At 36.8% G+C, this 22,423-nt stretch carries 21 protein-coding genes and 1 tRNA gene; 7 read left to right on the forward strand and 15 right to left on the reverse strand.

Features of this window, described 5'->3' with window-relative positions:
- Positions 1–81: 81 nt before the first annotated feature.
- A complete protein-coding gene (locus IQ215_RS00595) occupies positions 82–1,776 on the forward strand; it encodes a GldG family protein (RefSeq protein ID WP_193799383.1) in 1,695 nt (564 codons plus the stop codon).
- 27 nt (positions 1,777–1,803) lie between these two features.
- Here the strand turns inward: IQ215_RS00595 and IQ215_RS00600 are convergent, their stop codons facing one another.
- The 3 genes from IQ215_RS00600 to IQ215_RS00610 all read right to left on the reverse strand — a co-directional run bounded on the left by IQ215_RS00600 (position 1,804) and on the right by IQ215_RS00610 (position 4,971).
- The gene (locus IQ215_RS00600; RefSeq protein WP_193799384.1) at positions 1,804–2,286 is read right to left on the reverse strand and encodes a hypothetical protein; all 483 of its coding nucleotides are present in this window, start codon (positions 2,284–2,286) and stop codon (positions 1,804–1,806) included.
- Positions 2,287–2,571: 285 nt separating this feature from the next.
- Positions 2,572–3,807: an RNA-guided endonuclease TnpB family protein gene (locus IQ215_RS00605; RefSeq protein ID WP_193799385.1), complete on the reverse strand. Its 1,236-nt coding sequence runs from the start codon at positions 3,805–3,807 to the stop codon at positions 2,572–2,574.
- A gap of 183 nt (positions 3,808–3,990) precedes the next feature.
- Entirely contained in the window at positions 3,991–4,971 is a 981-nt protein-coding gene (locus IQ215_RS00610; protein WP_193799386.1) for an ABC transporter ATP-binding protein, read from the reverse strand.
- 86 nt (positions 4,972–5,057) lie between these two features.
- Between IQ215_RS00610 and IQ215_RS00615 the strand changes: the two genes are divergently transcribed.
- From IQ215_RS00615 to IQ215_RS00635, 5 genes are all read left to right on the forward strand, one after another.
- On the forward strand, positions 5,058–5,792 hold the full coding sequence (locus IQ215_RS00615) for a DUF1995 family protein (RefSeq protein WP_193799387.1): 735 nt from the start codon (positions 5,058–5,060) through the stop codon (positions 5,790–5,792).
- Positions 5,793–5,963: 171 nt separating this feature from the next.
- Complete coding sequence (locus IQ215_RS00620; protein WP_193799388.1) at positions 5,964–6,308, forward strand: NADH-quinone oxidoreductase subunit K; 345 nt, start codon at positions 5,964–5,966, stop codon at positions 6,306–6,308.
- A complete protein-coding gene (locus tag IQ215_RS00625; RefSeq protein ID WP_193799389.1) occupies positions 6,305–7,756 on the forward strand; it encodes a cation:proton antiporter in 1,452 nt (483 codons plus the stop codon). The genes IQ215_RS00620 and IQ215_RS00625 overlap by 4 nt, the downstream gene beginning before the upstream one ends.
- Positions 7,729–8,151 (forward strand): Na+/H+ antiporter subunit E, encoded by a 423-nt coding sequence (locus IQ215_RS00630; RefSeq protein ID WP_193799390.1) that lies wholly within the window; start codon positions 7,729–7,731, stop codon positions 8,149–8,151. The genes IQ215_RS00625 and IQ215_RS00630 overlap by 28 nt, the downstream gene beginning before the upstream one ends.
- Positions 8,152–8,342: 191 nt before the next feature.
- On the forward strand, positions 8,343–9,971 hold the full coding sequence (locus tag IQ215_RS00635) for a dipeptide ABC transporter ATP-binding protein (protein WP_193799391.1): 1,629 nt from the start codon (positions 8,343–8,345) through the stop codon (positions 9,969–9,971).
- 4 nt (positions 9,972–9,975) lie between these two features.
- Here the strand turns inward: IQ215_RS00635 and IQ215_RS00640 are convergent.
- The 8 genes from IQ215_RS00640 to IQ215_RS00675 all read right to left on the reverse strand — a co-directional run bounded on the left by IQ215_RS00640 (position 9,976) and on the right by IQ215_RS00675 (position 15,287).
- Positions 9,976–10,049, reverse strand: a tRNA-Pro gene (locus tag IQ215_RS00640).
- A gap of 39 nt (positions 10,050–10,088) precedes the next feature.
- Positions 10,089–10,481, reverse strand: coding sequence for a DUF948 domain-containing protein (locus tag IQ215_RS00645; RefSeq protein ID WP_193799392.1), 393 nt, complete (start codon positions 10,479–10,481; stop codon positions 10,089–10,091).
- Positions 10,482–10,487: 6 nt separating this feature from the next.
- A complete protein-coding gene (locus tag IQ215_RS00650; protein ID WP_193799393.1) occupies positions 10,488–10,796 on the reverse strand; it encodes a YtxH domain-containing protein in 309 nt (102 codons plus the stop codon).
- 129 nt (positions 10,797–10,925) lie between these two features.
- Positions 10,926–12,005 (reverse strand): class II fructose-bisphosphate aldolase, encoded by a 1,080-nt coding sequence (gene fba, locus IQ215_RS00655; RefSeq protein WP_193799394.1) that lies wholly within the window; start codon positions 12,003–12,005, stop codon positions 10,926–10,928.
- Positions 12,006–12,245: 240 nt separating this feature from the next.
- Entirely contained in the window at positions 12,246–12,551 is a 306-nt protein-coding gene (locus IQ215_RS00660) for a DUF2499 domain-containing protein (protein ID WP_193799395.1), read from the reverse strand.
- Positions 12,552–12,590: 39 nt separating this feature from the next.
- A complete protein-coding gene (locus IQ215_RS00665) occupies positions 12,591–13,211 on the reverse strand; it encodes a serine O-acetyltransferase (RefSeq protein WP_193799396.1) in 621 nt (206 codons plus the stop codon).
- 93 nt (positions 13,212–13,304) lie between these two features.
- Positions 13,305–14,921, reverse strand: coding sequence for a glucose-6-phosphate isomerase (locus tag IQ215_RS00670; protein WP_193799459.1), 1,617 nt, complete (start codon positions 14,919–14,921; stop codon positions 13,305–13,307).
- 210 nt (positions 14,922–15,131) lie between these two features.
- A complete protein-coding gene (locus IQ215_RS00675) occupies positions 15,132–15,287 on the reverse strand; it encodes a protochlorophyllide oxidoreductase (protein WP_193799397.1) in 156 nt (51 codons plus the stop codon).
- Between the two features lie 748 nt (positions 15,288–16,035).
- Here IQ215_RS00675 and IQ215_RS00680 point away from each other — a divergent pair.
- Positions 16,036–16,881 carry a pentapeptide repeat-containing protein gene (locus tag IQ215_RS00680; protein ID WP_193799398.1) on the forward strand — a complete coding sequence of 282 codons (846 nt, stop codon included), beginning with the start codon at positions 16,036–16,038 and terminating at the stop codon, positions 16,879–16,881.
- A 167-nt stretch (positions 16,882–17,048) separates the two neighbouring features.
- Here IQ215_RS00680 and IQ215_RS00685 read toward each other — a convergent pair whose 3' ends face one another.
- The 4 genes from IQ215_RS00685 to IQ215_RS00700 form a co-directional block, all read right to left on the reverse strand.
- Positions 17,049–18,356: an MFS transporter gene (locus IQ215_RS00685; protein ID WP_193799399.1), complete on the reverse strand. Its 1,308-nt coding sequence runs from the start codon at positions 18,354–18,356 to the stop codon at positions 17,049–17,051.
- Complete coding sequence (locus IQ215_RS00690; protein WP_193799400.1) at positions 18,331–18,726, reverse strand: DUF1636 domain-containing protein; 396 nt, start codon at positions 18,724–18,726, stop codon at positions 18,331–18,333. The genes IQ215_RS00685 and IQ215_RS00690 overlap by 26 nt, the downstream gene beginning before the upstream one ends.
- A gap of 7 nt (positions 18,727–18,733) precedes the next feature.
- Positions 18,734–19,708, reverse strand: coding sequence for an ABC transporter substrate-binding protein (locus tag IQ215_RS00695; protein WP_193799401.1), 975 nt, complete (start codon positions 19,706–19,708; stop codon positions 18,734–18,736).
- A gap of 191 nt (positions 19,709–19,899) precedes the next feature.
- A complete protein-coding gene (locus tag IQ215_RS00700; RefSeq protein WP_241735213.1) occupies positions 19,900–22,404 on the reverse strand; it encodes a TonB-dependent siderophore receptor in 2,505 nt (834 codons plus the stop codon).
- Positions 22,405–22,423: the final 19 nt, after the last annotated feature.

Genomic DNA, 22,423 nt, shown 5'->3' on the forward strand with positions numbered 1-22,423 from the left:
TAACTAATTGTTGCTTATTCGGGGTAGTTTGTATGGTGGTTTATAAATTTTTATGAATTTTGGTTGATTTAATTTTTTTTTATGAAAAATTATAAGTTATATTTATCGTTTATCGGTATTTTTTTGTTATCGGCTGGTGTTATTGTTAGTTTTTTGTCGGAAACCGCTTCTCTAGTTGGTTTTATTGTTTTGGGCTTGGGTGTTTTGGTTTTGGGATTTGTGGTGATTTCTTATCTTTATCAAAATAAAGGTTTTTGGGCAATGCGCTCGACGGAGGCAACCACTAATGCTTTAGTTTCTACGGGTTCGGTTATTCTGATTTTAGGGGTAATTAATTATTTGGGGATTAATTATTCTTGGCGGGTAGATTTGACGGAAAATCAAATTTTTACTCTTTCTCCTGAGTCTCGGGAATTGGTGAGTAATTTGGATGAGCCTTTGAGAGTATATGTTTTTGATAGTCCTGCGAATCCTAACGATCGCACCTTACTGGAAGATTATCAACGTAATAATAACTTATTTGAATATGAATTTGTCGATCCTCAGATTAGATTTAGTTTAGCCCAAGAATTTGGAGTTCAGAGAAAAGGTGATGTATATATAGAAAAGGGAAATCAAAGACAGTTGGTGCAGACGGTTTCCCCTAATAGTCGTCTCACGGAAACAGCGCTTACCAATGCAATCGCCACTATCCAACGCACAGAACAACCGATAGTATATATATTACAGGGTCATGGTGAACCTACCCTTGAGGAGGGTGAAAATAGCTTCTCTCAAGCCATAACTAATCTAACCGATAGGGGTTATGTGGTACAAGGATTAAATCTCACCACCACTCCCCTAGTGCCTCCTAACGCTGATGTTTTAATTATGGGTAGTGGTACAAGAGAACTACTAGAAGGAGAAGTAAGGGCGATCGAAAAATTCGTCAATAACGGTGGCAGTCTATTAGTGATGTATGATGCCCAAAGCCCCGTCAGTTTAAACCCCCTTTTTGTGGAATGGGGAATCGTGCTTCATGATGGCTTAATCGTAGATGGCTCAGGCACTGGAGACGTATTTGGTTTAGGCCCATCTGTCACCTTTGTTGTCGATTATGGCAATCATCCCATAACCAGTAACTTTGATAACGGAATAAGTATTTTTCCATTCGCTCGGGCAATTTTAACCACCCAAGAAGAAAATATTACCCCCAACCCTCTTTTATTAACCAATCCTCAGACATGGGCAGAAAATGACTTAACCCAAGATACCATTGAATTTAACCCACAAGAAGATCTTCCAGGCCCTTTAAACGTAGGTGTTGCCCTAGTTAGAGAAAATCCCGACGCTCAAACTGAGTCCAACACACAAACCCCCGAAAATACTCCACCAGCAACCTCAGAATCAGAAAATGAGACTTCCCAAGAAGAAGACTTATCCCAAGGAGATTTACCCCAACCACCTCCCATAAACGAACCAAATCCCGTACCCATTCAAGAAAATAATATCCCCGAATTACCCCCAGAAACAAGAATGGTAGTTATCGGTAACTCAACCTTTGCCACCAATGGTTGGTTTTCCCAACAACTTAACAGCGATATTTGGCTCAATTCCATTGCTTGGTTATCTGGTGCGGATGAATCGGAATTATCTATTAGTCCTAAATTACCAAATAATCGCCGTCTCAATATTGAAAATATTCACGTTACCTTAATCAGTTGGTTAGCCCTATTTATCATCCCTGCCTTGGGTTTTGGGGCGAGTATCTTGATTTGGTGGAGGAGGAGTAAATAAACTTATTTCGGAATAAACCCACAACCATTAAGCAATAGTGCTATTAGTGGGTTTATTTTTGTCCAAAAGCATCTTTAAATTTTCCTGAATAGCCTGTTGTAACTTATCGCAATAAATCTCTTTACTTTGCTGATAATCTTGGGGAGTATCAAGGAAAATAATACTATCAACTTCCCTTAAGGTAAACATTTGAAATAAAATCTCACTAATGTTGATTTCCTGAGCCACTATTTCTAACTTATCAATTTTACTATCGGCAAACTGTACAGCATCTTCTACCGTAGGAAAAGCGTAAACAACTTTTTTTTCTATTTCTGGTTGATTTTGTTTTCCTAATACCGTAAGGACTAAATTATTTTCTAGGGTTTGTCTGAGGTAGTATTTTTGATGGCTTAATTGTTGAGCATATACTTTTAAAACTGGTACAACACCATATTGCATAATGGGCGCTGGTACACCAAATTTTGGGGCTTGATTGATTAAGTTGTCAAATTGTTGGTCTAAGTTCATTATTTTGATTGGTTTTTCTTTCCCATTTTTATTATACTGACATCCTCTGATCAATCAACACAGCGCACCTTAATTGATTTACTGTGAAGAATTTGATTAATTTTTTATAATGGAAAAAATTTTCTGAGATGTCCCATAATCTACTATTAATAAATAGTTACAAAAATGCGAGGAGAAATTGAATTTAGATCGGATAAGTTAGCGGTTTTAATTGATGCGGATAATACTAGCGGTGACTTACTCCCACGCTGACCTTGCGGTACAGACGTGGGCTTCCAAATATCGCTATTTGGCTTTTCTGCTTCTTTGGGTGGCTCTAGCTGTAGATTTCTCTACAGCCCCGATACCATTATCCTCCACAGACTGCAACACCATTTGCCCAACGGCTATTAATCCTCTCTGCTCTATCACTAGGCTACTTGCATAGTCACGGTCGCAAGTAAAGCCACATTCAGAGCAATGATGGACTCTTTCGTTCAATGGTTTTTTCCCTGTCAGAGTACCGCAATTCGGACAAGTTTGGGACGTATAATCCTTATTAACCTTAAGGAGATATACGTCTCTTTTTTTTGCCACATGGGCTAGTATCTCCATGAAAGCACCAAAAGCAAAATCTAGGGAATGCTTACGCAATAACCCCTTCCCCCATGCTTTGGGGGAAATATCCTCTATAAATATCATTTTTGCTTGGTTACATAGATGATGACTCAATTCATAATGATATTGCTTCCTTTTGCGGTGAATTTTCTCATGGAGCAAGGCTATCTTTCGAGATACTTTTAACCAGTTTGCTGAACTCTTTTCCTTGTTTTTTAACTTACGTTGGAGCGATTTAAGCTGCCCTTGTAAGTCTAGTAAAAACCTCGGTCTACATATAGATTCATTTTTACTGGTATGTATAATTTTTTCAAAACCCAAATCTATACCTAGACTAGAATAACTCAAATCAGGTATGGGGTTGGGTATATCCCCCTCCGATTGGATTGTACAAATAGCATACCAACCTGATGCTTTTTGAACCACCTGAACTTGTTTGACCACAAATCCTTCAGGGATAGGTCGATGCAAGATTATCTTTACAGAGCCAATCTTGGGGAGTTTAATCTTGTCACCAACTATGGGGCAAGTTTTAAACTGGGGGAATACCATCGAGCGTATTTTCTTCCGAAATCGTGGGTATCCTATCCCCCTTTGATGAAAGGCTCGAAAAGCCTTATCTACTTTTCCCACTACTTCTTGAAGTACCTGAGACTGAACCGCTTTTAATTCTGGGTTAGTCTTTTTTGCTTCCGTCAATTGTCGCTTTTGGTGGTAGTAGTCAGGGTATTTGGTATCCGCAGGGATAATATATTCTCTATTAAGAGAGCATCTATCTACCCAAGACTTCCTTGACTTCATCCAGTCTTTTCTTTCCCCCAAGCAGTAATTGTAAACTTTTTTGCATACAAAAAGCCATTCCAGAAGGGTTTGTTCCTGTAGTAGCTCTGGATATATGCGGTACTCAAAGTTTAAATTTATCACTATTTCTAGGCACGGATGTTGTTAGCCTAGATACAGGTTAACATAACTTTCTTGATTTGTGCAATATACCTTGGCAACGATTCATCCCACGCTGATTTTGTCCTAAGTTCTTAAAAGAAAAATACAGCGTGGGGCTTCTCGTTGAGGAGCTAATTTATCAGTGATCAAGCAGATTTGATATAACTATTGACTCGAGGTAATACCCTTTTCTTCTAGTTGACGAATAAAGTAATCTTCGAGGGAATCACGCACAAGATTTAAGCTGACTAATTCGGCGTTAGTGGCGGCTAGATAATTGATAAATTCTTGGGGATTACCTCTCAACTCCCCTCGACAAATATGATTTTCTTGGCTAATGTTGCTTAACCATCCTTCCATGTCCGTGATTTCACAGTTTCTGATGGTGGCGTGGTAGGTTTCTTGAGTGCCTAAAATTTCGTCCAATGAACCTATATTTAATAATTCTCCTCGGGCAAGGATGGCAATGCGATCGCAAATTTTCTCTACATCAGCCAAAACATGGGAATTAAAAAAAATGGTTTTTCCTTGCTCTTTGAGGGATAATATAATTTGTCGTACCTGATAACGCCCCATGGGATCTAATCCTGACATGGGTTCATCAAAAAAGACAATTTCAGGATCGTTAATTAGTGCCTGGGCCATTCCTACCCTTTGCATCATTCCTTTGGAATACTGTCTTAACTGTTTCTTTTGGGCGGTTTGTTTGGCTAAACCCACTAAGTCGAGCAGTTCCAAAATTCTTTTGTTTTGGTGATGTTTGGGGATTTGGAATAGGGAGGCGATAAAGTGTAAAAATTCCCATGCGGTTAAGAAGTCGTAGTAATAGGCGTTTTCGGGTAAATAACCTAATCTTTGTTTAACGCTGTTGTCGCCGAGGGGTTTTCCAAGTAATTTTGCTTTGCCTGAGGTGGGTTTGATAATGCCTAACAGGGTTTTTAGTAGGGTGGTTTTTCCTGCACCATTGGGCCCTAGTAAACCGAATGTTTCCCCTTGATAAACTTTAAGGGTACAGTTTTTGAGGGAGGGGATTTTTTTGTTGAGCCAAAAGCCTGTAAGATAAATCTTTGATAATTCGTAGGTTTCTACTACTACTGTTTTATCGGTGTTGACATCGGTGCTGGGTAAATTTATTGTGGAGGTCATTTTCTGTATGGCAGTTATCGGTTTAAGATAAGAAAATAGAAACAGAAACTTGTTGATGTTCATTATACCCCTAAAGTTCAGTTAATATGACTCAAATTCCTCAATCCCTCGAAAGTGCGATCGCACAGGCACACACTGCAACCCTAACGGCTTTAGAAAGCGGTTTTAATCGCCTACAAGTTGAATTAATCATCCCTGAAATCGCCCTAAAAGCTCAAGAATTAGCTTTTGCCTTTGCCCAGTTGTTTAGCGAATATGGAGCAGGTTTAAAGGTGTTTTTCCCCGACACAGGCGCCGCTGCTTTGGCAAGAAGGGAATGGGGTGAGACGACTTTTGCGGTGACGGATTTGGGTAGTAGCAGAAGCCCCATTGAAAATCGTGTTAGTGATACGGACGAGTTTTATTTGGTGGTATCCCCTTCAGCTGTAGAAGTGGCACAGGTAGAAAAATTGTGTAATCTTGCGGGCGATCGCCCCGTAATCTTGATCATACCGCAGTTAGAAGATATTTCTGTCGTGGGTATCGGTTACGCCGCTAGGCAACTCAGAGAAAGATTTTTAAGCACCCTCGAATCAAGTTACTATTATCGCCCCCTTGAAGATGCCGTCGTGATGCGGGTTTTCCCTGGTTTATGGCAAGTATGGCGAGAATTGGAAGATAATAAATTTGAACTGATTACCGAAGTACCTAAAAAACCCCTCGGGGAAGTCTTAGACAGAATTTTGATGGGGCAAAATGACGAGGAGGAAACCAATCAAAAATCTCCATCTTTGGGATTATTGGCAACTATGAAGAATTTTATCAAAGCACTAAATAACTAATCTTTTAATGGGATAATCACTGATCATAAGCTCTCTGAAACTGTTTTACCGTGAAAACTTATGATTTTATTATTTTACCTATGAATATTTTTTATATCAACCATATACAAAACTCTATCAAAACATATTAAACTATAAACAAAGAACTATATAAAAGTAACTAATTAAACTGTGTTAGAAGCATTCATTTTAATAACGATTCTGAGCGGTTTTTTTGGCACAATTTTTAAGAAAAATTTGGTCATGAAAATAATGTCCATGGATGTGATGAGTACGGGGGTAGTCGCCTATTACGTCTGGGTAGCATCACGCACGGGAATGTTTACCCCTATCTTAGCAGGGCAAGTGGATAATGAATCCATCAAATATGCCGATCCTGTACCCCAAGCGGTGATTTTAACCGCCATTGTGATTGGTTTTTCTATTCAAGCCTTAATGTTGGTGGGGGTAATGAAATTAGGCAAAAATAATCCCACTTTAGAAAGTAATGAAGTCGAAAAAAATAACACTCCATGACAAATTTAACCATTATCTCTATTCTTCTTCCGTTATTTATCGGATTTTTAGTTTATTTATTACCTAAAATAGATAAAATATTTTGTTTATTAACGGTACTATTTTCTATTTTTTATGCAAGTTATATTATAATTAATAATGTAGATTTATCTTTACAGTTATTAGATAATTTTGGTGTACAACTATTAGTTAACAATTTAAGTGCTTATTTTATCATCACCAATGCCCTAGTAACTGGTGCAGTGATATTATATTCTTGGAAAACTAAGAAAAAAACCTTTTTTTATACCCTGTTAATTATCCTCCATGGCAGTATGAATGCTGTCTTTATTAGTGCAGATTTTCTCAGTGTTTATGTAGCTTTAGAAGTCATTGGTATTTCAGCTTTTTTACTGGTAGTTTATCCTCGCACCGACAGGAGTATTTGGGTAGGATTACGCTATCTTTTTACTAGCAATATTGCCATGTTATTTTATTTGATCGGCGCTATATTGGTTTATAAAAGTAATCAATCTTTTGCTTTTACAGGGTTAATAAATAGTACCCCTGAGGCGATCGCCCTTATTTTCTTAGGTTTACTTACCAAGGGGGGCATTTTCATCTCAGGGTTATGGCTACCCCTCACCCATGCCGAATCCCAAAGCCCTGTATCTGCCATTCTTTCAGGGGTGGTAGTCAAAGCGGGAATTTTTCCCCTGCTACGGTGTGCCATCATGATGAATGACTTTGATAGTCTCATCCATGCCGTAGGCATTGCCACCGCCTTTTTTGGCATCACCTACGCCCTATTTTCCCAAGACACCAAAAGAATATTGGCATCTAGTACCGTATCTCAATTAGGCTGGATTTTAGTCGCCCCAGAGGTAGGCGGATTTTATGCCCTTGCCCATGGATTAGCAAAAGCAAATCTATTTATGATTAGCGGTGTGTTACCTAGTCGTAATATTCAAGAATTACAAAATAGGGCTATTAGCACCAGACTATGGTTAGCCTTGAGTGTTGGTAGTTTATCCATTTGCGGATTTCCTTTATTCTATGGTTTTGCCGCCAAAACCCTCGCTTTAAAAAATCTTTCATCCATCGAAGAATTATTAATGAATATTAGCGCCGTGGGTACTGCCATGATTTATGCTAAGTTCATCTTTTTACCTCGGGGGGGAATTGATAAAACTCCCTCAAATTTATGGTGGGGTTTAGCACCTTTAATAGTTGCCATTTTCGCAGGTAATTTTTTATATATTTCCGCTTATACTCCCCTCAATGTTATCAAGGGTTTGGGATTAAGTGCGATCGGTTTTCTTCTACATTTTCTCATTTTTAAAAAAGCCGTATTTACTTTATCCCGATATTTTGAAGAATTAGAGCAAATTATGGGAGTAATGATTTTAATGTTAGTTGTATTATTTTGGATGGTAGTAGCATGGTCCCCAGTATCCTTTTTCGTTTAATACTTTGGTTTTTATTAACCGCTGATTTTGGTATTACTAATGTGATTATAGGCATATTAGTAGCTTTACTTTTACCACCCTATAACATTTTTAGTAAAGCACCATATACCAACACAGAAGAAAAACTTAAAGATTTATTAACTATTTTTAAACATATTATTATTGCCATTCCCCAAGCCTATAAAGAATCCATAGAAATGATTTTGAGTCCCCATCGCCATGAGGAAGTTGTTAGGGAAGCAGTACCCCCTAATCGTTCAAAACTGCTCATATTTCTTGATACCTATGTAATTACTTTTACCCCCAAAGCCGTTGTTATCAAATACAATGATAAGGGTTGGTATGATGTACATTATGTAAAAAGAAAAGCTGTGGATAGGACTATGGATAATTAGGCTGTATGGTAGCATTGTCAATTGATAATGATTATTTTTTCATCTTCTTTGACAATTAAGAAATACCTAAACTATTGATATTTCTTTATTTAGCAGATTCTAATTAAGTTTTTTCAAAATGGCAAAATAGTTCATATGTTATCAATTTTTTGACCTAAAAAAATAGCTATTAAATAAGTTTATTATGTGTTATGGGTTCATCTCTTTTGTCTATTGAAAATTTAAAAATTGCCTATCCAAGTTCTGTTAATGACAGCGATAAAAATACAAGCTGGGCGGTAAATGATGTTTCTTTTTCAGTGGATAAGGGAGATATTGTGGCCTTGGTGGGGGAGTCTGGTTGTGGAAAATCCACTATTGGTAAGACAATTATTGGTTTGTTACCCTGTCATACTAGGGTTGAGGGAGATATTTTTTTTCAAGGAAAATCCATCACCTCTTATAACCCCCAAGAAATGCGCCGTTTACGAGGAGAGGGAATAGGGTTAGTTTTCCAAGATCCTATGACAAGGTTAAATCCTTTAATGACCATTGGCAACCATTGTCAAGAAACCTTGAAAGCCCATCGTTCAGATTTATCTTCCCAGGAAATACGACAGAGGGTTTTAGATACCTTGGAGTTGGTGAAGATACCAAAAAAGCGTTTTAGTCAATATCCCCATGAGTTTAGCGGTGGTATGCGTCAACGGGTGGCGATCGCCCTTACTCTTATACTACAACCGAAATTGATTATTGCGGATGAACCTACTACCAGCCTTGATGTAACTATTTCTAATCAAATTTTGCAGGAGTTAACCACTCTTTGTAAACAACAGGAAATGGGTTTAATTCTAATTTCCCATGACTTAAATATGGTAGGTAAATATGGCGATCGCATCGGGGTAATGTATCAGGGAAAAATGGTGGAAACTGGTATGGTAAAGGAAATTATGAAAAATCCTCACCATGATTATAGTAAAATATTGTTAAATTCTACTCTACATAATAAAGAAAAAAAAGAGAATATTTTAGAATCGTTAAAAGAAAAAACAAAAACTATTTTAGAATTAAAAAATGTAGAAAAATATTATAGTTTAGAAGCTAACTTTTTAGAGCAATTATTAGGTAAAAAAACAGAAATAATAAAGGCTGTTGATAATATAAATCTTCAATTATATGAAGGAGAAATTTTTGGTTTAGTAGGGGAGTCAGGTTGCGGGAAAAGTACCCTATCCCGAACAATTTTACAATTAATCAAGCCCACTTCAGGACAAGTAATTTTTCAGGAACAAGATATTAGCCAATTATCTCCCCAATCCATGATCAGTTTGCGTCGAGAAATGCAAATGATTTTCCAAGATCCCCATGCTTGTCTTAACCCTCTTATAACGGTGGAAAAGGCGATCGCAGAACCTCTCATAATCCATAAATTGGCGGATAAAACAGAAATTAGGTCAAAAGTGACCCAAATGCTAGAAAAAGTAGGTCTATGCCCTCCAGAAGATTATCTGAGACGGTATCCCAAAGAACTATCAGGGGGTCAACAACAACGAGTGGCGATCGCCCGAGCCTTAATTACTAATCCCAAATTGCTAATCTGTGATGAGCCTGTGAGTATGTTAGATGCTACCGTACAAGACCAAGTCTTACAATTAATGTTAGATTTGAAACAAGAATTTCAACTTACCTATCTATTTATCACCCATGATTTGAGTGTGGCTCGGTATATGTGCGATCGTATTGCCGTCATGAATCAAGGGAAAATAGTTGAACAAGGCATCACCGAGGAAATTTTCATGCACCCGCAACATCCTTACACACAGAAATTATTAACACAGTGAAACATCGGGATGACAGGATTTGAACCTGCGGCCCCTTCGTCCCGAACGAAGTGCGCTACCAAGCTGCGCCACATCCCGTTGACCATAAAATATGATAACATTTTTGGTTATTCTTGGCTAGGAATCTTGGTCTTCGGGTAAAGAGGAGTAATTTTGCCATGTTTTAACTCCTGCTTTTAATCCAGCCCAAATACTTTTACTTTTCACTTGAACGTTATTAATCTGTTTTTTGGCTTCATTGAGATTATTATCAATTTGTTTACTAACGGAAGAAACGCTTTTAACCCCTTGTTTTACTTCCCCTGTTAATTGGGTGATTTCATGGTTTGTGGCTTTTAGGGATTCGATGGTATCAGGAAATTCTTTGTTAAGGGTGTCGAGTAGTTTTTCAGCACTACGGGCAGTATTTGTTAGTTGTTGAGCGACGGGAATAAGGGCAATTAAAACGGCAGTGAGACTAAGGGCAACGAGGGCAAAGGATAATCCTAACCAAATGATGGGATTATTCATAGATATTTATTTTTCTTCTTCTTCTTGATTAGTTTCTTCTTTACTGGCTTCTAATCCTGCGGCGATCGCAACTTTGAGCCTTGTTAAAGTATGTTCCCAATTATCAAGCGCCGATGCTGATAAACGATTACTATTAATTTTTAGGGTAGAGGATAAATCTTCTGCCATTTCTGGAAGGGCTTGGGCAGTTTTTTTTAACATCTGACGATTTTCTTTTCCGCTTCTCGGGGTGAAAAAAATAGAGGCGATCGCACCTAGACTACCCCCCAATAATAAACCACCAATAAAAGCCGTCTTATTCTTATCTTCACTCATGGTCTAATTAATCAATAACAATAAACCTCTATTTCTTAGTTTAACTGAGATTGTAAATTGTCAAACAATCAAACACAAAAAAAGGAGCAGATATTATCCACTCCTCTAAATTAGACTACAGCCTTAAAACTATACAGCTACAGTTTTCTTGGTAGTCGCAGCTAACTCACCACTAGCATATTTAGCAGCAAAATCATCTAAGCTAACTTGCTTAATTTTACTTGCATTACCAGCAGTCCAGAACTGCTCATAACGATCTAAACATACTTGCTTCATGTACTTCATAGAAGGTTTCAAGAAGTGACGAGGATCGAAGTTAGAAGGATCTTTTGCCGCCGCCTCACGGATAGCCGCAGTAATAGCTAAACGGTTGTCAGTGTCAATATTTACCTTACGAACACCACTCTTAATACCTTTTTGGATTTCCTCTACGGGTACACCATAGGTTTCAGGGATTTGACCACCATATTCGTTGATCATATCTAACCACTCTTGGGGTACAGAAGAAGAACCGTGCATTACTAAGTGGGTGTTAGGTAATTTGGCGTGAATTTCTTCGATACGGCTGATAGCGAGGATTTCACCAGTGGGCTTACGGGTAAATTTGTAAGCACCGTGGCTAGTACCGATGGCAACGGCTAAAGCGTCAACCTGGGTGCGCTCTACGAACTCCACTGCTTCATCGGGATCGGTTAATAATTGGGAATGGTCTAATTTTCCTTCAAAACCGTGACCGTCTTCGGCTTCACCCATACCGGTTTCCAGAGAGCCTAAACAACCCAATTCACCCTCAACACTAGCACCAACAGAGTGAGCTACTTTAACAACTTCTGCGGTTACGTTGACGTTATATTCAAAACTAGCAGGGGTTTTAGCATCTTCTTGTAAAGAACCATCCATCATAACGCTAGTAAAACCGTTACGGATAGCAGAATAACAAGTTGCAGGGCTATTACCATGATCTTGGTGCATAGCCACAGGGATATGAGGATAGGTTTCGGTAGCCGCTAAGATGAGGTGACGAAGGAAGTTTTCTCCAGCATATTTACGAGCGCCACGGGAAGCCTGTAGAATAACAGGACTATCAGCTTCATTGGCTGCGTCCATGATAGAAAGAATTTGTTCGAGGTTATTTACGTTAAACGCAGGGATGCCATAACCATTTTCTGCTGCATGGTCAAGCAGAAGTCTCATAGGAACTAAAGCCATAAATTGCCTCCGTTAAATTTTTTTTATAGTAATTTAAGATTTTCTATGTTAAGGATCTTAACTCATTATGGTTTGATCTTCAGATATTTTTCAGATTTTTGTCTTAATCTGCTCGAAAAAACTGATCATAATCAAAATAATCTCAGGAAGACGGAACGGGGAATAGGGAATAAGCAATAAAATAGTTGTCAATTCTTTACAAGACCATAAATTTTATCCCGAACTCAGATTAACCATTAACTAGCTTTCTTGTTTGGTGGCGAAGCTCCAAATTTTCCAAGCCCCTAAACAAAGGGTACAATTACCAATAACAGTAGTAAGAGCTTGGATGGTAACGAGCCATTCTAAACGGGGTAAATTATCATAAAAATGCCAAGTACAAGCACACATGGCGCTAACAAGGGCGGGTAACATTCCCCATGCTAACCAACGCCAACTATCTTCCCCTGTTACTTCTGCGTAACGCCAGATAAACCAAATGGCGGCTATCCATTCGATGACGCTAGAAACATGGACTATCCAAGTGGGAATTGATAATGCGTGCATGATTTCTGTTTCAAAATAACTACTCATTGCTGATTATGTTTATCTTAGCTCTTGTTTTACTTTTTCCCCATCTCTTTTAATAATGTAGGCGGGAATTCCCACCACTACGCAGTTAGGGGGTACATTTTTGGTGACTACGGCATTGGCGCCGATTACTACGTTATCACCGATTTCGATGTTGCCGATCACTTTTGCCCCTGCGGTAATTCTGACGTTATTACCAATTTTTGGTCTGCCTGTTTTGTCTTTGTAGCCGATGGTTACTTGTTGATTTATCCAGCAATTTTCGCCCATGTCTGCCATAATGATGGTACTGAAACCGTGCTGAATGAATAAGCCTCCACCGATATTACAGGATTCATCAAGGAAGAAATAACCACAGGGACGATAAATTATTTTCAGAATTTGGCTGATGATTTTGGCTGTTAGGTTTCCTTTTTTTAGGCGAAAGTAGTATAAGTTTCGATATTCGGGAGCGTTTTTTAAGAGTGTAATTAGTTGAATTATTAGATTTTTTGATTGTATAGATAGATACTCAACCCATTTTTGATTATCTTGTTTTATTAGCTCTTTTTCTGTGGTAAAATAATAAGGAATTAGGAGGGGGAAAAAAATAATTATTTCAATATAAAACCATAGTTTTTTAAGAGTTTTTTTCATCTATTTCAAGATTAACAGCAATGTAAAATAATTTGAACTAAATTCCCTGACCCCCTTATTAAAGGGGGAGTTTAGTTAATAACTAATGTTACTTTAGGAATGATATTGGACGATTAATTGACTAGGTGAGGTGCGTCCTGCGGAGCATATCCTTTCGGGATCGCCCTTAATATTTATACCTCTATTATTAGCCTCTAAATGGCGTAAAATTTTATAAATAGCTTCTATTTCTTGAGGATCAACTTGATTAGCAATATCCGCAATTGTCAGAGAATTATTTGAGCTTTTAACTACTTCTAAAACCCTCTTTTGTAAATCTAAAATAGAAGCAGCTGCCTTTTTACCAGCCTCAACCCCGGGTTGGTGGTAAGCATTAATATTAATTAAATAAGCATAGATACTAACAGCCCTTTCATAGAGTGCAATTAAAGCACCAATCATTTTTGGCGTAACCTCATTAATAGTAACCGTAATGGAGTCCCTACCGTTGTCATAGAGAGCTTTTCTCGTACCCTGTAACAGCCCCGAAAGGTAATCACCACTGGTGATGTTTGGCTCTAACTCCAAGGAATTTCCAGCCCTATCTTTTAATACCTCAATAAAAGTAACAAAGAAATTGGCAACCCCTTCCCTCAACTGTTGCACATAGGCGTGTTGATCCGTTGAACCTTTGTTACCATATACAGCAATACCCTGATAAACTTTGTTTCCGTCCAAGTCTTCTTCTTTACCCAAAGACTCCATCACCAACTGTTGTAGATAACGGCTAAACAATAATAAACTATCTTTGTAGGGTAAAATTACCATGTCTTTTTCCCCCTTACCATTCCCTGCATAATACCAACCAAGGGCAAGAAGGGCGGCAGGATTTTTTTTCACATCGGGGATACGGGTAGCCATATCCATTTCCTTTGCCCCATCTAACATTCCTTGAATATCGATGCCTTCTAGGGCGGCAGGTAACAATCCCACGGCGGATAATTCTGAGGTGCGCCCCCCTACCCAATCAAACATGGCAAAACATTCTAGCCATTTTTCTTCCTGAACAATTTTATATAATTTACTGCTATCATCGGGCATGGTGATGGCTACGGCATAATCGGCAAAGTTTAAGCCTTTATCTGTATAGGCTTTTTTGGCTTCCAACATCCCGTTACGGGTTTCGGGAGTGCCTCCTGATTTACTGATTACTAATACTAGGGTAGTTTTTAGTTTATCTCCAATTTGGGCTAAGGTGCGATCGATTCCTGCGGGATCTGTGTTATCAATAAAGTGAATCTTTAAAGGAGGATGGGTTGTGGTGAGGGCAGAAGAAACAAATTGAGGGCCTAAAGCTGAGCCTCCAATACCAATTGACAATAAATCGGTAAACTTTTCCCCATCAGGGGTGGTTATATTACCTGAATGAATATCCGTGGCAAATGCTTTTATTTTCGTCAAACTATCATTTATTTCTTTTTTTATCTCCTGATTAGGGGCTATATCTACATTGCGTAACCAATAATGCCCCACCATTCTTTTTTCATCAGGATTAGCAATGGCGCCTTGCTCTAATTTTGCTACCGCCTCAAAAGCATCAACAAATTTTGGTTGTAAATTGTTGTAAAAATCATCATCAAAACCCATGCGACTTATATCAACATAAAGCCCTAAACCTTCGTGATAATAAAGCCAGTCTTGATAACGTTGCCACAATTGTAAATTATCCATCATCTTTTATTTAATCTGATTCTGTTCTTATTATGATCGACAATCAACAGAAAACAACCTTGTTTTTAGTAAAATCAGTCAAGATTACTTTCTTTTAGTGATCGTTAATCTTTAATTAATTTATGCTAAAAGTATCAAATTAACAGCATTTTTAATTTTTAACCTAACTCCTAAAACTCACCTTGATTCAAGTAATTTTGGTGATATACTCTAATTAAACTTAGCTTTTGCCCGTTGATAAACTTCCACTGTAATAGTTACTTCTCCATTTTCTTGGGCAAACTTTTCAATCTTCTTTCTGGCGGCAGGGCGTACAAAAAAAGGTATTTCTTTCAATTTTGCTTCTGCTTCTGAAGTCCATTCCATAAATTTTTTTGATTACTGATTATTTTGTAAGGCAATTGTACCTTGAAAAATATGGTAATTGAAAGTTACCATTGTTACTTTTTTCTTTTAAAGCGGTGATGATTAAGCTGATTTCTATGCAAAACACAGAATAATTTGGCGTTGGTGAATTAAGATATAATTTTTAGTTTTGTTTGGCAATGGGGAATGGGCAATAGTAATAATAGTATAGTTTTAATACTATACACTTACTGTAATTTAATAATGTTTCATGCTCAAAATCAGCAATGCCAATAATTTTAAGGTGTTAGCTATTGGGGTGTTTCTCATGTTGAACATTATTTTTTGTTTGGGAGGAGAATCAATAATGGTGAGAAATAATATTTTGACATTTTAATTGTTAAGGTAATTCAATTATAGTTCACGCCACGATCCTTGCAATGGGATGATTAAAAAAATTTCTTTTTATTTACTCTATAATTTTTATTTTCTTATCAGTAGTAAATTATTTAGGTAAATGATAGGCTAGATTGTTTTTATTTCAATGATAAAGATTATTTTTTATAACTTGATGTATTACATTATGATTACGCTTACATCATACTTTGTAACATCAAATCAAGGATATTTTACAATATAAATACTTTTTTTCATAATGTATTTGTTATTACACCCATTTTATATAAATATGTTCTAACATGTTCATAAATCTTAAGAAAATATTAAAAATATGATTGACTTCCTAAGTTTTCTGGCTTCTAATAGTGTTTTGGAGTGGAATCAATGGAGAAAAGAAAATCCTGATGTGATTCCAAATTTGAGTGGAGTTGATTTAACAAAAAGAGATTTAAAGAATATCAATCTTAGTTGGGCAATATTATCTGATACAAATTTGGCGGGAGTTAATTTAAATCAAGCTAATTGTAGTAATGCTAATTTTGAGGGGGCTAATTTAAGTGAAGCTATTATCCGCAAAAGTAATTTTAGCAAAGCAAATATGACTAATGTAACTTTAGTCAAAAGCAATATTAAGGACACAGATTTTAGTAATGCAAACTTAAAGAATGCAGACTTAACGAAAGCTAAATTAATCGAATGTTATTTCATTAAAAGCCATTTAAAACTAGCTACTTTCACAGAAGCTAATTTGAGTAACTCCTATTTCACCCAAGGAAATTTAGAAGATGCAGATTTGATGGGTTGCAATTTAAATAACGTTGATTTGAGTAATGTCAATGCGTCGGGGGCAAATTTTACAAAAGCTGATTTGACGGGAATAACTATCGAGGAGTGGATAATCAGCAAAGCAACAAAACTTGATCAAGTTTATTGTAAGTATTTTTATGATGAATTACGGCAGAAGATAGGCAATGATACCTCTAAATTAATTAATTTTGAGATTTTAATGAATGAAAGCAATAAGAGTAATATAAGTAACTTAGATAATAGAGTTTCTGGCTATGATGATACTCCTGCACTATTAAACAGAAATATATCTTACATCAACAAAAAAGCTGATGAGGTGGATTTTAAACAAAAATATCTAAATTCTTCCATTAAAAGATTACAAAATAGATGGAAAAATTCTCGTGATTCATTCGTTGTCAATGAATAGACTAAAAGGGTTTGTTATTATTTGACTAACGTTGTGGAAAAAAAATGATTAGTCTTTGGTTTGGGGTGTTAGGTATCCAATTTTAAATAAAAAAAATCGTTATTTTCTTTTGTAAAAATAATAAAGATAAAGGCTAATTAAACTCACTATATAAGTAGTGCATCCGTTTAATCGTTAATATCAATTAATCTATTTTCTAAGTCATTTAACACTCGAATGCGGAAAGCAATTAAACTAATAACTACTCCCAAAAAAGAAAATAAACTATATTGTAAAGCCATACCACTTCCCTCACCAGCACCAAAAATAAAGTTAAAAATTGAGCCACTATTAAAATACTTCTCGAAAACATTATCCGCTAAAAATCCCGAAATTAATAAACCCACAGGAGACATTATCTGAGCTATAAAATAACGGGATGCAAATACCCTTCCTTGAATAGAAGGCTCAACCTTAGAAAGCCAAATTGATTGATTACAACTACCAACCAAAGGAGCAAAAAAAGACATTAAAAAAGCTGATACCATCCAGAAAGAAGGAATTTGAAATATACCAATTAAAATACTGTTAAATTCTGTCAAAAAATTACCTAATAACAATCCTTTTACTCGATTTCTAAATCCTCTCCACAGAGTTAAACTGATTCCCCCCACTACTCCACCCATGCCCATAGCCCCTTGAATCATAGCTAATATAGTTCCTGAGTTGTTAGTTCGAGCTAAAATCATAGCAGGAAATATACCCCAAGCAATGTTACTGACGAAATTAGTGATTAATAGGAAAATAAGTAAAGCTAGTAAACTAGAATTGTTGAAAATATAGCGAAAACCAAAAGTTAATTTATCTCTTAAGTTTTCCTGACAATTAAAGTTGTGAGTTGGTTGGGGTATCTTAACAATGATAACTGTGAAAATAGCAATAAAAAAGGTTAATAAATCAATAATTAAAATGCTACTTAACCCCTGTTGATAATAAAAAAAGGTTGCTAAAAAAGGGGCTAATATTTCTCCTGCAGAATAGGTTAAATAATCTTCCATTACTGTGGCTCTAGCATAATCTTTTTTTGGTACAATCATCGCCATGGATGTGGAAAAAGCTAAGTCTTGAAAGTAGCTAAATAATCCGTTAACTGCGCCTGTACAATATAAATGCCAAATTTGTAAATTATCAGTGAGTAATAAGGTTAAAATTGCCATGGTGGAAATTCCTGCAACGGTATCCCCCAACATCATCAAATATTTACGGTTAAAACTATCTACGATTACCCCTGCAAATAAAGAAGCGATAATCCTTGGTGCTTGTACAAAGAAGATAATTAGTGCTAAAGGGGTAGCTTTTTCGGTGGCTTCCCATGCCCATAGGGTGATGGCAAAATTGGTCATTTGTGTGCCAATGGTTGAGAGGGTAATGCCTACCCATAATGTTAAAAATGTGTTGAGATTTTTAGGTTTATTTACTAGTTTTTTTTTCAGCATAGGTATCTACTGCGGGTACTCTGACGAGAAGTTTTTCTTTTAAAATTTCGGGTACTTTTGCGGGTAAGATATAGCCGTTTTCGCTTTCTGTATATAGTTCTCCAAATTCTAATAAGGCTTGATAATATTCTTCTTGCAATGGGGGAATATTGACAAAATGATAGGTATATTTGTTATTAGCTAAAAATGATACTGCACAGGGTTGGTTACACGTCCATAAACAGCCACTTTTTATAATTTCTATGGATGATTGTTCTGCTTCTTTGATGAGGTTTTCATAAAGATAATATCCCCCTGTTTTCCCTTCTATTTTTTCTATTTCAGGGGATATTTGGCAGGATTTACAGATAAATAATTTTTCTTTTTTCATAATAATTTTAGTTAGTTTCTTCGGGTATTAAATACTTAAATAAATCGTCTAAAACTAGGTTAGCGGCGATCGCCCCTGAACCAATCCAATAACTAGGCACTTGATAAACTCGACCATTTTTCACGGCTTTGAGATTTTGCCAGAGGGGATCTTGCTGTAACTCGTCTAATTTCTCTTGTAATTCGGCATTGATTTCGGGGTCATTTTCTCCAGTCCAAATAAAAATGACATCCCCATCGGCTTGGCTTAATGCTTCCTTGCTAATGCTCCTTTGAATGGGATTTCCTGCTATTTTTTGGGCTTCTTCTGCCCCAATATCCTGACTTTCGGGGCGTTGTAATCCTGCATCGGCGATGATGGTGCCGGGAAAGGAATCCCGTAGATAAAGGTTGATATTGTCGGGGTAAATCCTGACAATAGATATTTCGGTATCCTGGAGGCGATCGCCCATTTTTTCTTTAAAATCTGCTATTCTTCGGTCATATTCTGCCATTACTTGTTCCCCCACCTCTTTTTTGCCGATTACCTCGCTAAACTCTTTAAATACAGCTTTCCATTGACCGCTGTGGGCAAAATTAATTAGCACTGTAGGGGCAATTTGAGATAATTGGGGATAGATAGTGGCTTGATAGTCCGTACCCACAATTAAATCAGGTTGTAATTCTAAAATCCTCTCTAAATTAGGCTCTCCCGAAAGCCCTATGTCTGTAACCTCCGTCAATTGTTCCTCTAAATGGACTGTTAAACCCGAAAAAGGAACTCCCATGGGCTTAATTCCAAGGGCGATCGCATTTTCTGCCGTCACAAAATCAACAGATACCAAACTTTCCCAGTTTTCAGGAATACAAGTAATCCCCTCAGAATGTTCCACTTGCTGACAATTATTCTTAGAAAAAGACTCTAAATTATTATCAATATTTTGATTTTGACAACCTAAAAAGAAGAAACTTACAATTATTAAAAAGATATATTTTTTAGTCATAAATTATTCATAAAATGAACAAATGTTATAAAAGATATTTTGGACAAAAGCTAATTATTTCTTTATATAAGTGGAAGTAAATAATTACTATTAAAGTCCCCTCTCTCCCCTTTTAAGGGGAGATATAGAAGACAAAGGAGTAGAGATTTAGGGGCAAAGCTGAGAAGTAATCATTTCAGTACGAATACAAATTAAAAACGCCAAGAAAACTTACCCGAAACAGTAAAAGGAGCCCCTGGACGAGCAGAGAAAAACTCCCCTGATTCAAAATAATTAGTATCAAATAAATTTTCGATATTAACTTGAGCATCCCAATTATCTCGCTTATAAAACAAAGCTAAATCCGTGCGAAAATAACTAGGTAAAATATAAGTATTGTCTAAAGTGCCTTGCCTTTCCCCCACATAAAATAAGCCCAAACCGAAACCTAACCCTTGATAATTTCCTTCTTGGACTTCATAAGTAGTCCATAAACTAAATTGATTAGAAGGGGCATTATCCAAAATATTACCTTCAAATCCGCTATTATCTCGATTGACAAAAGCATCTAAATGGCTAAATCCACCGATAACATTCCAGCCTGGTAAAACTTCCCCATTAACGAATACCTCAAAACCTCTGCTAGTTTGTTCCCCTGTTTGGATGCTTAATAAAGGATTGGTGGGGTCATCGGTACTGATGTTCTGTTTTTTAATGTCAAAAAATGCCGCCGTCACACTCAATCTATCTAGTAAATCAGCCTTAACACCTACCTCCCATTGTTGCCCAGTTTCAGGTTCAAAACTCGAGCCATCACCGTTACGACTAGCCCCAAAGCTAGGACGAAATGAACTGGTATAGGATGTATATAGGGAAACATTCGGAATGGGTTTATAAACTAAACCAAAACGAGGGGAAATTTTGCTATCTGTTTGCTCAAATTCATCACGAGAATCACCCACAAAACCTGCTGTACGGAATTGATAAGCATGATCATAACGTAATCCACCTAGGAAAATTAGGTTATTACTAAATTTAATTTGATCTTGTATATATACTGCAAAACGATTAACAAAATCATCTCTAAAAAATTCATTTTCAATGTCATAGGGCACTCTAGTATAAACAGGATTAAAAATATTAATGCTAGGATAAGGATCGCTAAATTGAAACCCGGGGCGCTCGGATAAATGTTGATATTCAACCCCTAATAAAAGTTGGTGTTCAATATTTCCTGTGTTGAATTTACTTTCTAATTTAGCATCAGTAAATAAGCGATTATAATTCCCATCTGCTGCATAGGCTAGTCGGGGTAACTCCCCTGTTTGTTCATCGGGAAAATCATCAAAAAATGGGATATATCTTAGGGGTGTATAATTGAGATATTGTAAATTATGCCGTGGGGCTAAATTATCATTAAATTGATGTTCAAAGTTATAACCGATAGTGAATTGTTGCTGACTAAATTCGGCAAAATCTTCCCCTAAAAAACGATTTCTTGGTAAATCAATAATACCGTTTTCTGATACAGGTATTCCTTCATCATTGGTTTCACTAATATCAAAATATTGGGCATAAATATTCAGAGAAGTTTGAGGACTTATATCCCATGTAATAGTAGGGGAAATAAAGATACTTCTTCCTTCTACAAAATCACGAAAACTGCCATAGTTTCTATAGGCTAAATTAAAGCGATATTTAACGGTTTTATCTTCATTTAAAGGGCCACTTAAATCGATCGCACCTTTATAATTATCAAAACTGCCAACGGTGGCAGAAATTTCCGCAAAGGGATTTTCTAATGGTTGTTTTGGGGTTAAATTAACAATGCCCCCGGGTTCGGCCGCACCATATAATATGGAAGCAGGACCTTTTAAAACATCTACACTAGCCAAATCATCGGTTTGCAAAGGTGCAAGAGAAAAATAGGGAATACCATTACGATATAAATTTTCGTTGGTTCTAAATCCTCTGATGGTAAAACCAGGGCCAAATCCACTGGTACCCCTACCCCCTGCCGAAACTACCCCTGGGATTGTCTCTAGGGCATCGCCTAATTCTTGTACGTTGCGATCGTCAATAACCCTTTCTGGTATAACTTGGATAGACTGAGGCACATCAATTAATGGGGTTTGTGTACCCGTGCCAGTGGTGGAATTGGGGGTAAAATAGCTCTCTGGTTGGGCTTCTTGGGTGGAAAATACTTCTATGTCAGGACTATTATTTTGAGCCATGAAAGTGGGGTTTTCGGTGGCGATGTTGATGGTTAAATCATTGGCGATGGAAGCGATGTTAACCTCTGGGGTTTGATTTTTACCAATGATGATAATCCTTAATCCGCCTTCGTCGGTGGAAAAGGCTTTTGTTTCTTGGATGGTTTCATGGGGATTGATTTGGATAAATTCTTGATCTTGGGATATTTTTAGATTATTAAAGTCAATAAAGATAGTATTTATATCACTAATTATTTGAGGTTGTGATATTTGATCCACAATATCATCAAGGGTAATAACAATCTTCTCGGAATTATTAACTACATTTAATGTGGTAATGGTTGATGATTGACTGGTTTTTGCTAATGGTTCGGCAATGGTTGATGATTGCTGAATTTTAGATTCCCCATTGCTGATTATTTCTTGAGCTATGGCTGACTGTGTATAGGTAAGGGCGATCGCACTTATTACCCCCGAAGCCAAACAATAAGATCTCATTTTCATCTTTATCTCCTTCACACTT

Source organism: Cyanobacterium stanieri LEGE 03274, from assembly GCF_015207825.1.
Taxonomy (GTDB): domain Bacteria; phylum Cyanobacteriota; class Cyanobacteriia; order Cyanobacteriales; family Cyanobacteriaceae; genus Cyanobacterium; species Cyanobacterium stanieri_B.

Excerpts from the sequence above, each read along its gene's own strand:
- IQ215_RS00700 (WP_241735213.1), bottom strand. The coding sequence starts at position 22,404 with ATGAAAATGAGATCTTATTGTTTGGCTTCGGGGGTAATAAGTGCGATC.
- IQ215_RS00660 (WP_193799395.1), bottom strand. The coding sequence starts at position 12,551 with ATGCACGCATTATCAATTCCCACTTGGATAGTCCATGTTTCTAGCGTC.
- IQ215_RS00630 (WP_193799390.1), top strand. The coding sequence starts at position 7,729 with ATGGTCCCCAGTATCCTTTTTCGTTTAATACTTTGGTTTTTATTAACC.
- IQ215_RS00635 (WP_193799391.1), top strand. The coding sequence starts at position 8,343 with ATGGGTTCATCTCTTTTGTCTATTGAAAATTTAAAAATTGCCTATCCA.
- IQ215_RS00600 (WP_193799384.1), bottom strand. The coding sequence starts at position 2,286 with ATGAACTTAGACCAACAATTTGACAACTTAATCAATCAAGCCCCAAAA.
- fba (WP_193799394.1), bottom strand. The coding sequence starts at position 12,005 with ATGGCTTTAGTTCCTATGAGACTTCTGCTTGACCATGCAGCAGAAAAT.
- IQ215_RS00595 (WP_193799383.1), top strand. The coding sequence starts at position 82 with ATGAAAAATTATAAGTTATATTTATCGTTTATCGGTATTTTTTTGTTA.
- IQ215_RS00670 (WP_193799459.1), bottom strand. The coding sequence starts at position 14,921 with ATGGATAATTTACAATTGTGGCAACGTTATCAAGACTGGCTTTATTAT.
- IQ215_RS00690 (WP_193799400.1), bottom strand. The coding sequence starts at position 18,726 with ATGAAAAAAGAAAAATTATTTATCTGTAAATCCTGCCAAATATCCCCT.
- IQ215_RS00665 (WP_193799396.1), bottom strand. The coding sequence starts at position 13,211 with ATGAAAAAAACTCTTAAAAAACTATGGTTTTATATTGAAATAATTATT.
- IQ215_RS00615 (WP_193799387.1), top strand. The coding sequence starts at position 5,058 with ATGACTCAAATTCCTCAATCCCTCGAAAGTGCGATCGCACAGGCACAC.
- IQ215_RS00650 (WP_193799393.1), bottom strand. The coding sequence starts at position 10,796 with ATGAGTGAAGATAAGAATAAGACGGCTTTTATTGGTGGTTTATTATTG.
- IQ215_RS00685 (WP_193799399.1), bottom strand. The coding sequence starts at position 18,356 with ATGCTGAAAAAAAAACTAGTAAATAAACCTAAAAATCTCAACACATTT.
- IQ215_RS00675 (WP_193799397.1), bottom strand. The coding sequence starts at position 15,287 with ATGGAATGGACTTCAGAAGCAGAAGCAAAATTGAAAGAAATACCTTTT.
- IQ215_RS00645 (WP_193799392.1), bottom strand. The coding sequence starts at position 10,481 with ATGAATAATCCCATCATTTGGTTAGGATTATCCTTTGCCCTCGTTGCC.
- IQ215_RS00695 (WP_193799401.1), bottom strand. The coding sequence starts at position 19,708 with ATGACTAAAAAATATATCTTTTTAATAATTGTAAGTTTCTTCTTTTTA.
- IQ215_RS00625 (WP_193799389.1), top strand. The coding sequence starts at position 6,305 with ATGACAAATTTAACCATTATCTCTATTCTTCTTCCGTTATTTATCGGA.
- IQ215_RS00610 (WP_193799386.1), bottom strand. The coding sequence starts at position 4,971 with ATGACCTCCACAATAAATTTACCCAGCACCGATGTCAACACCGATAAA.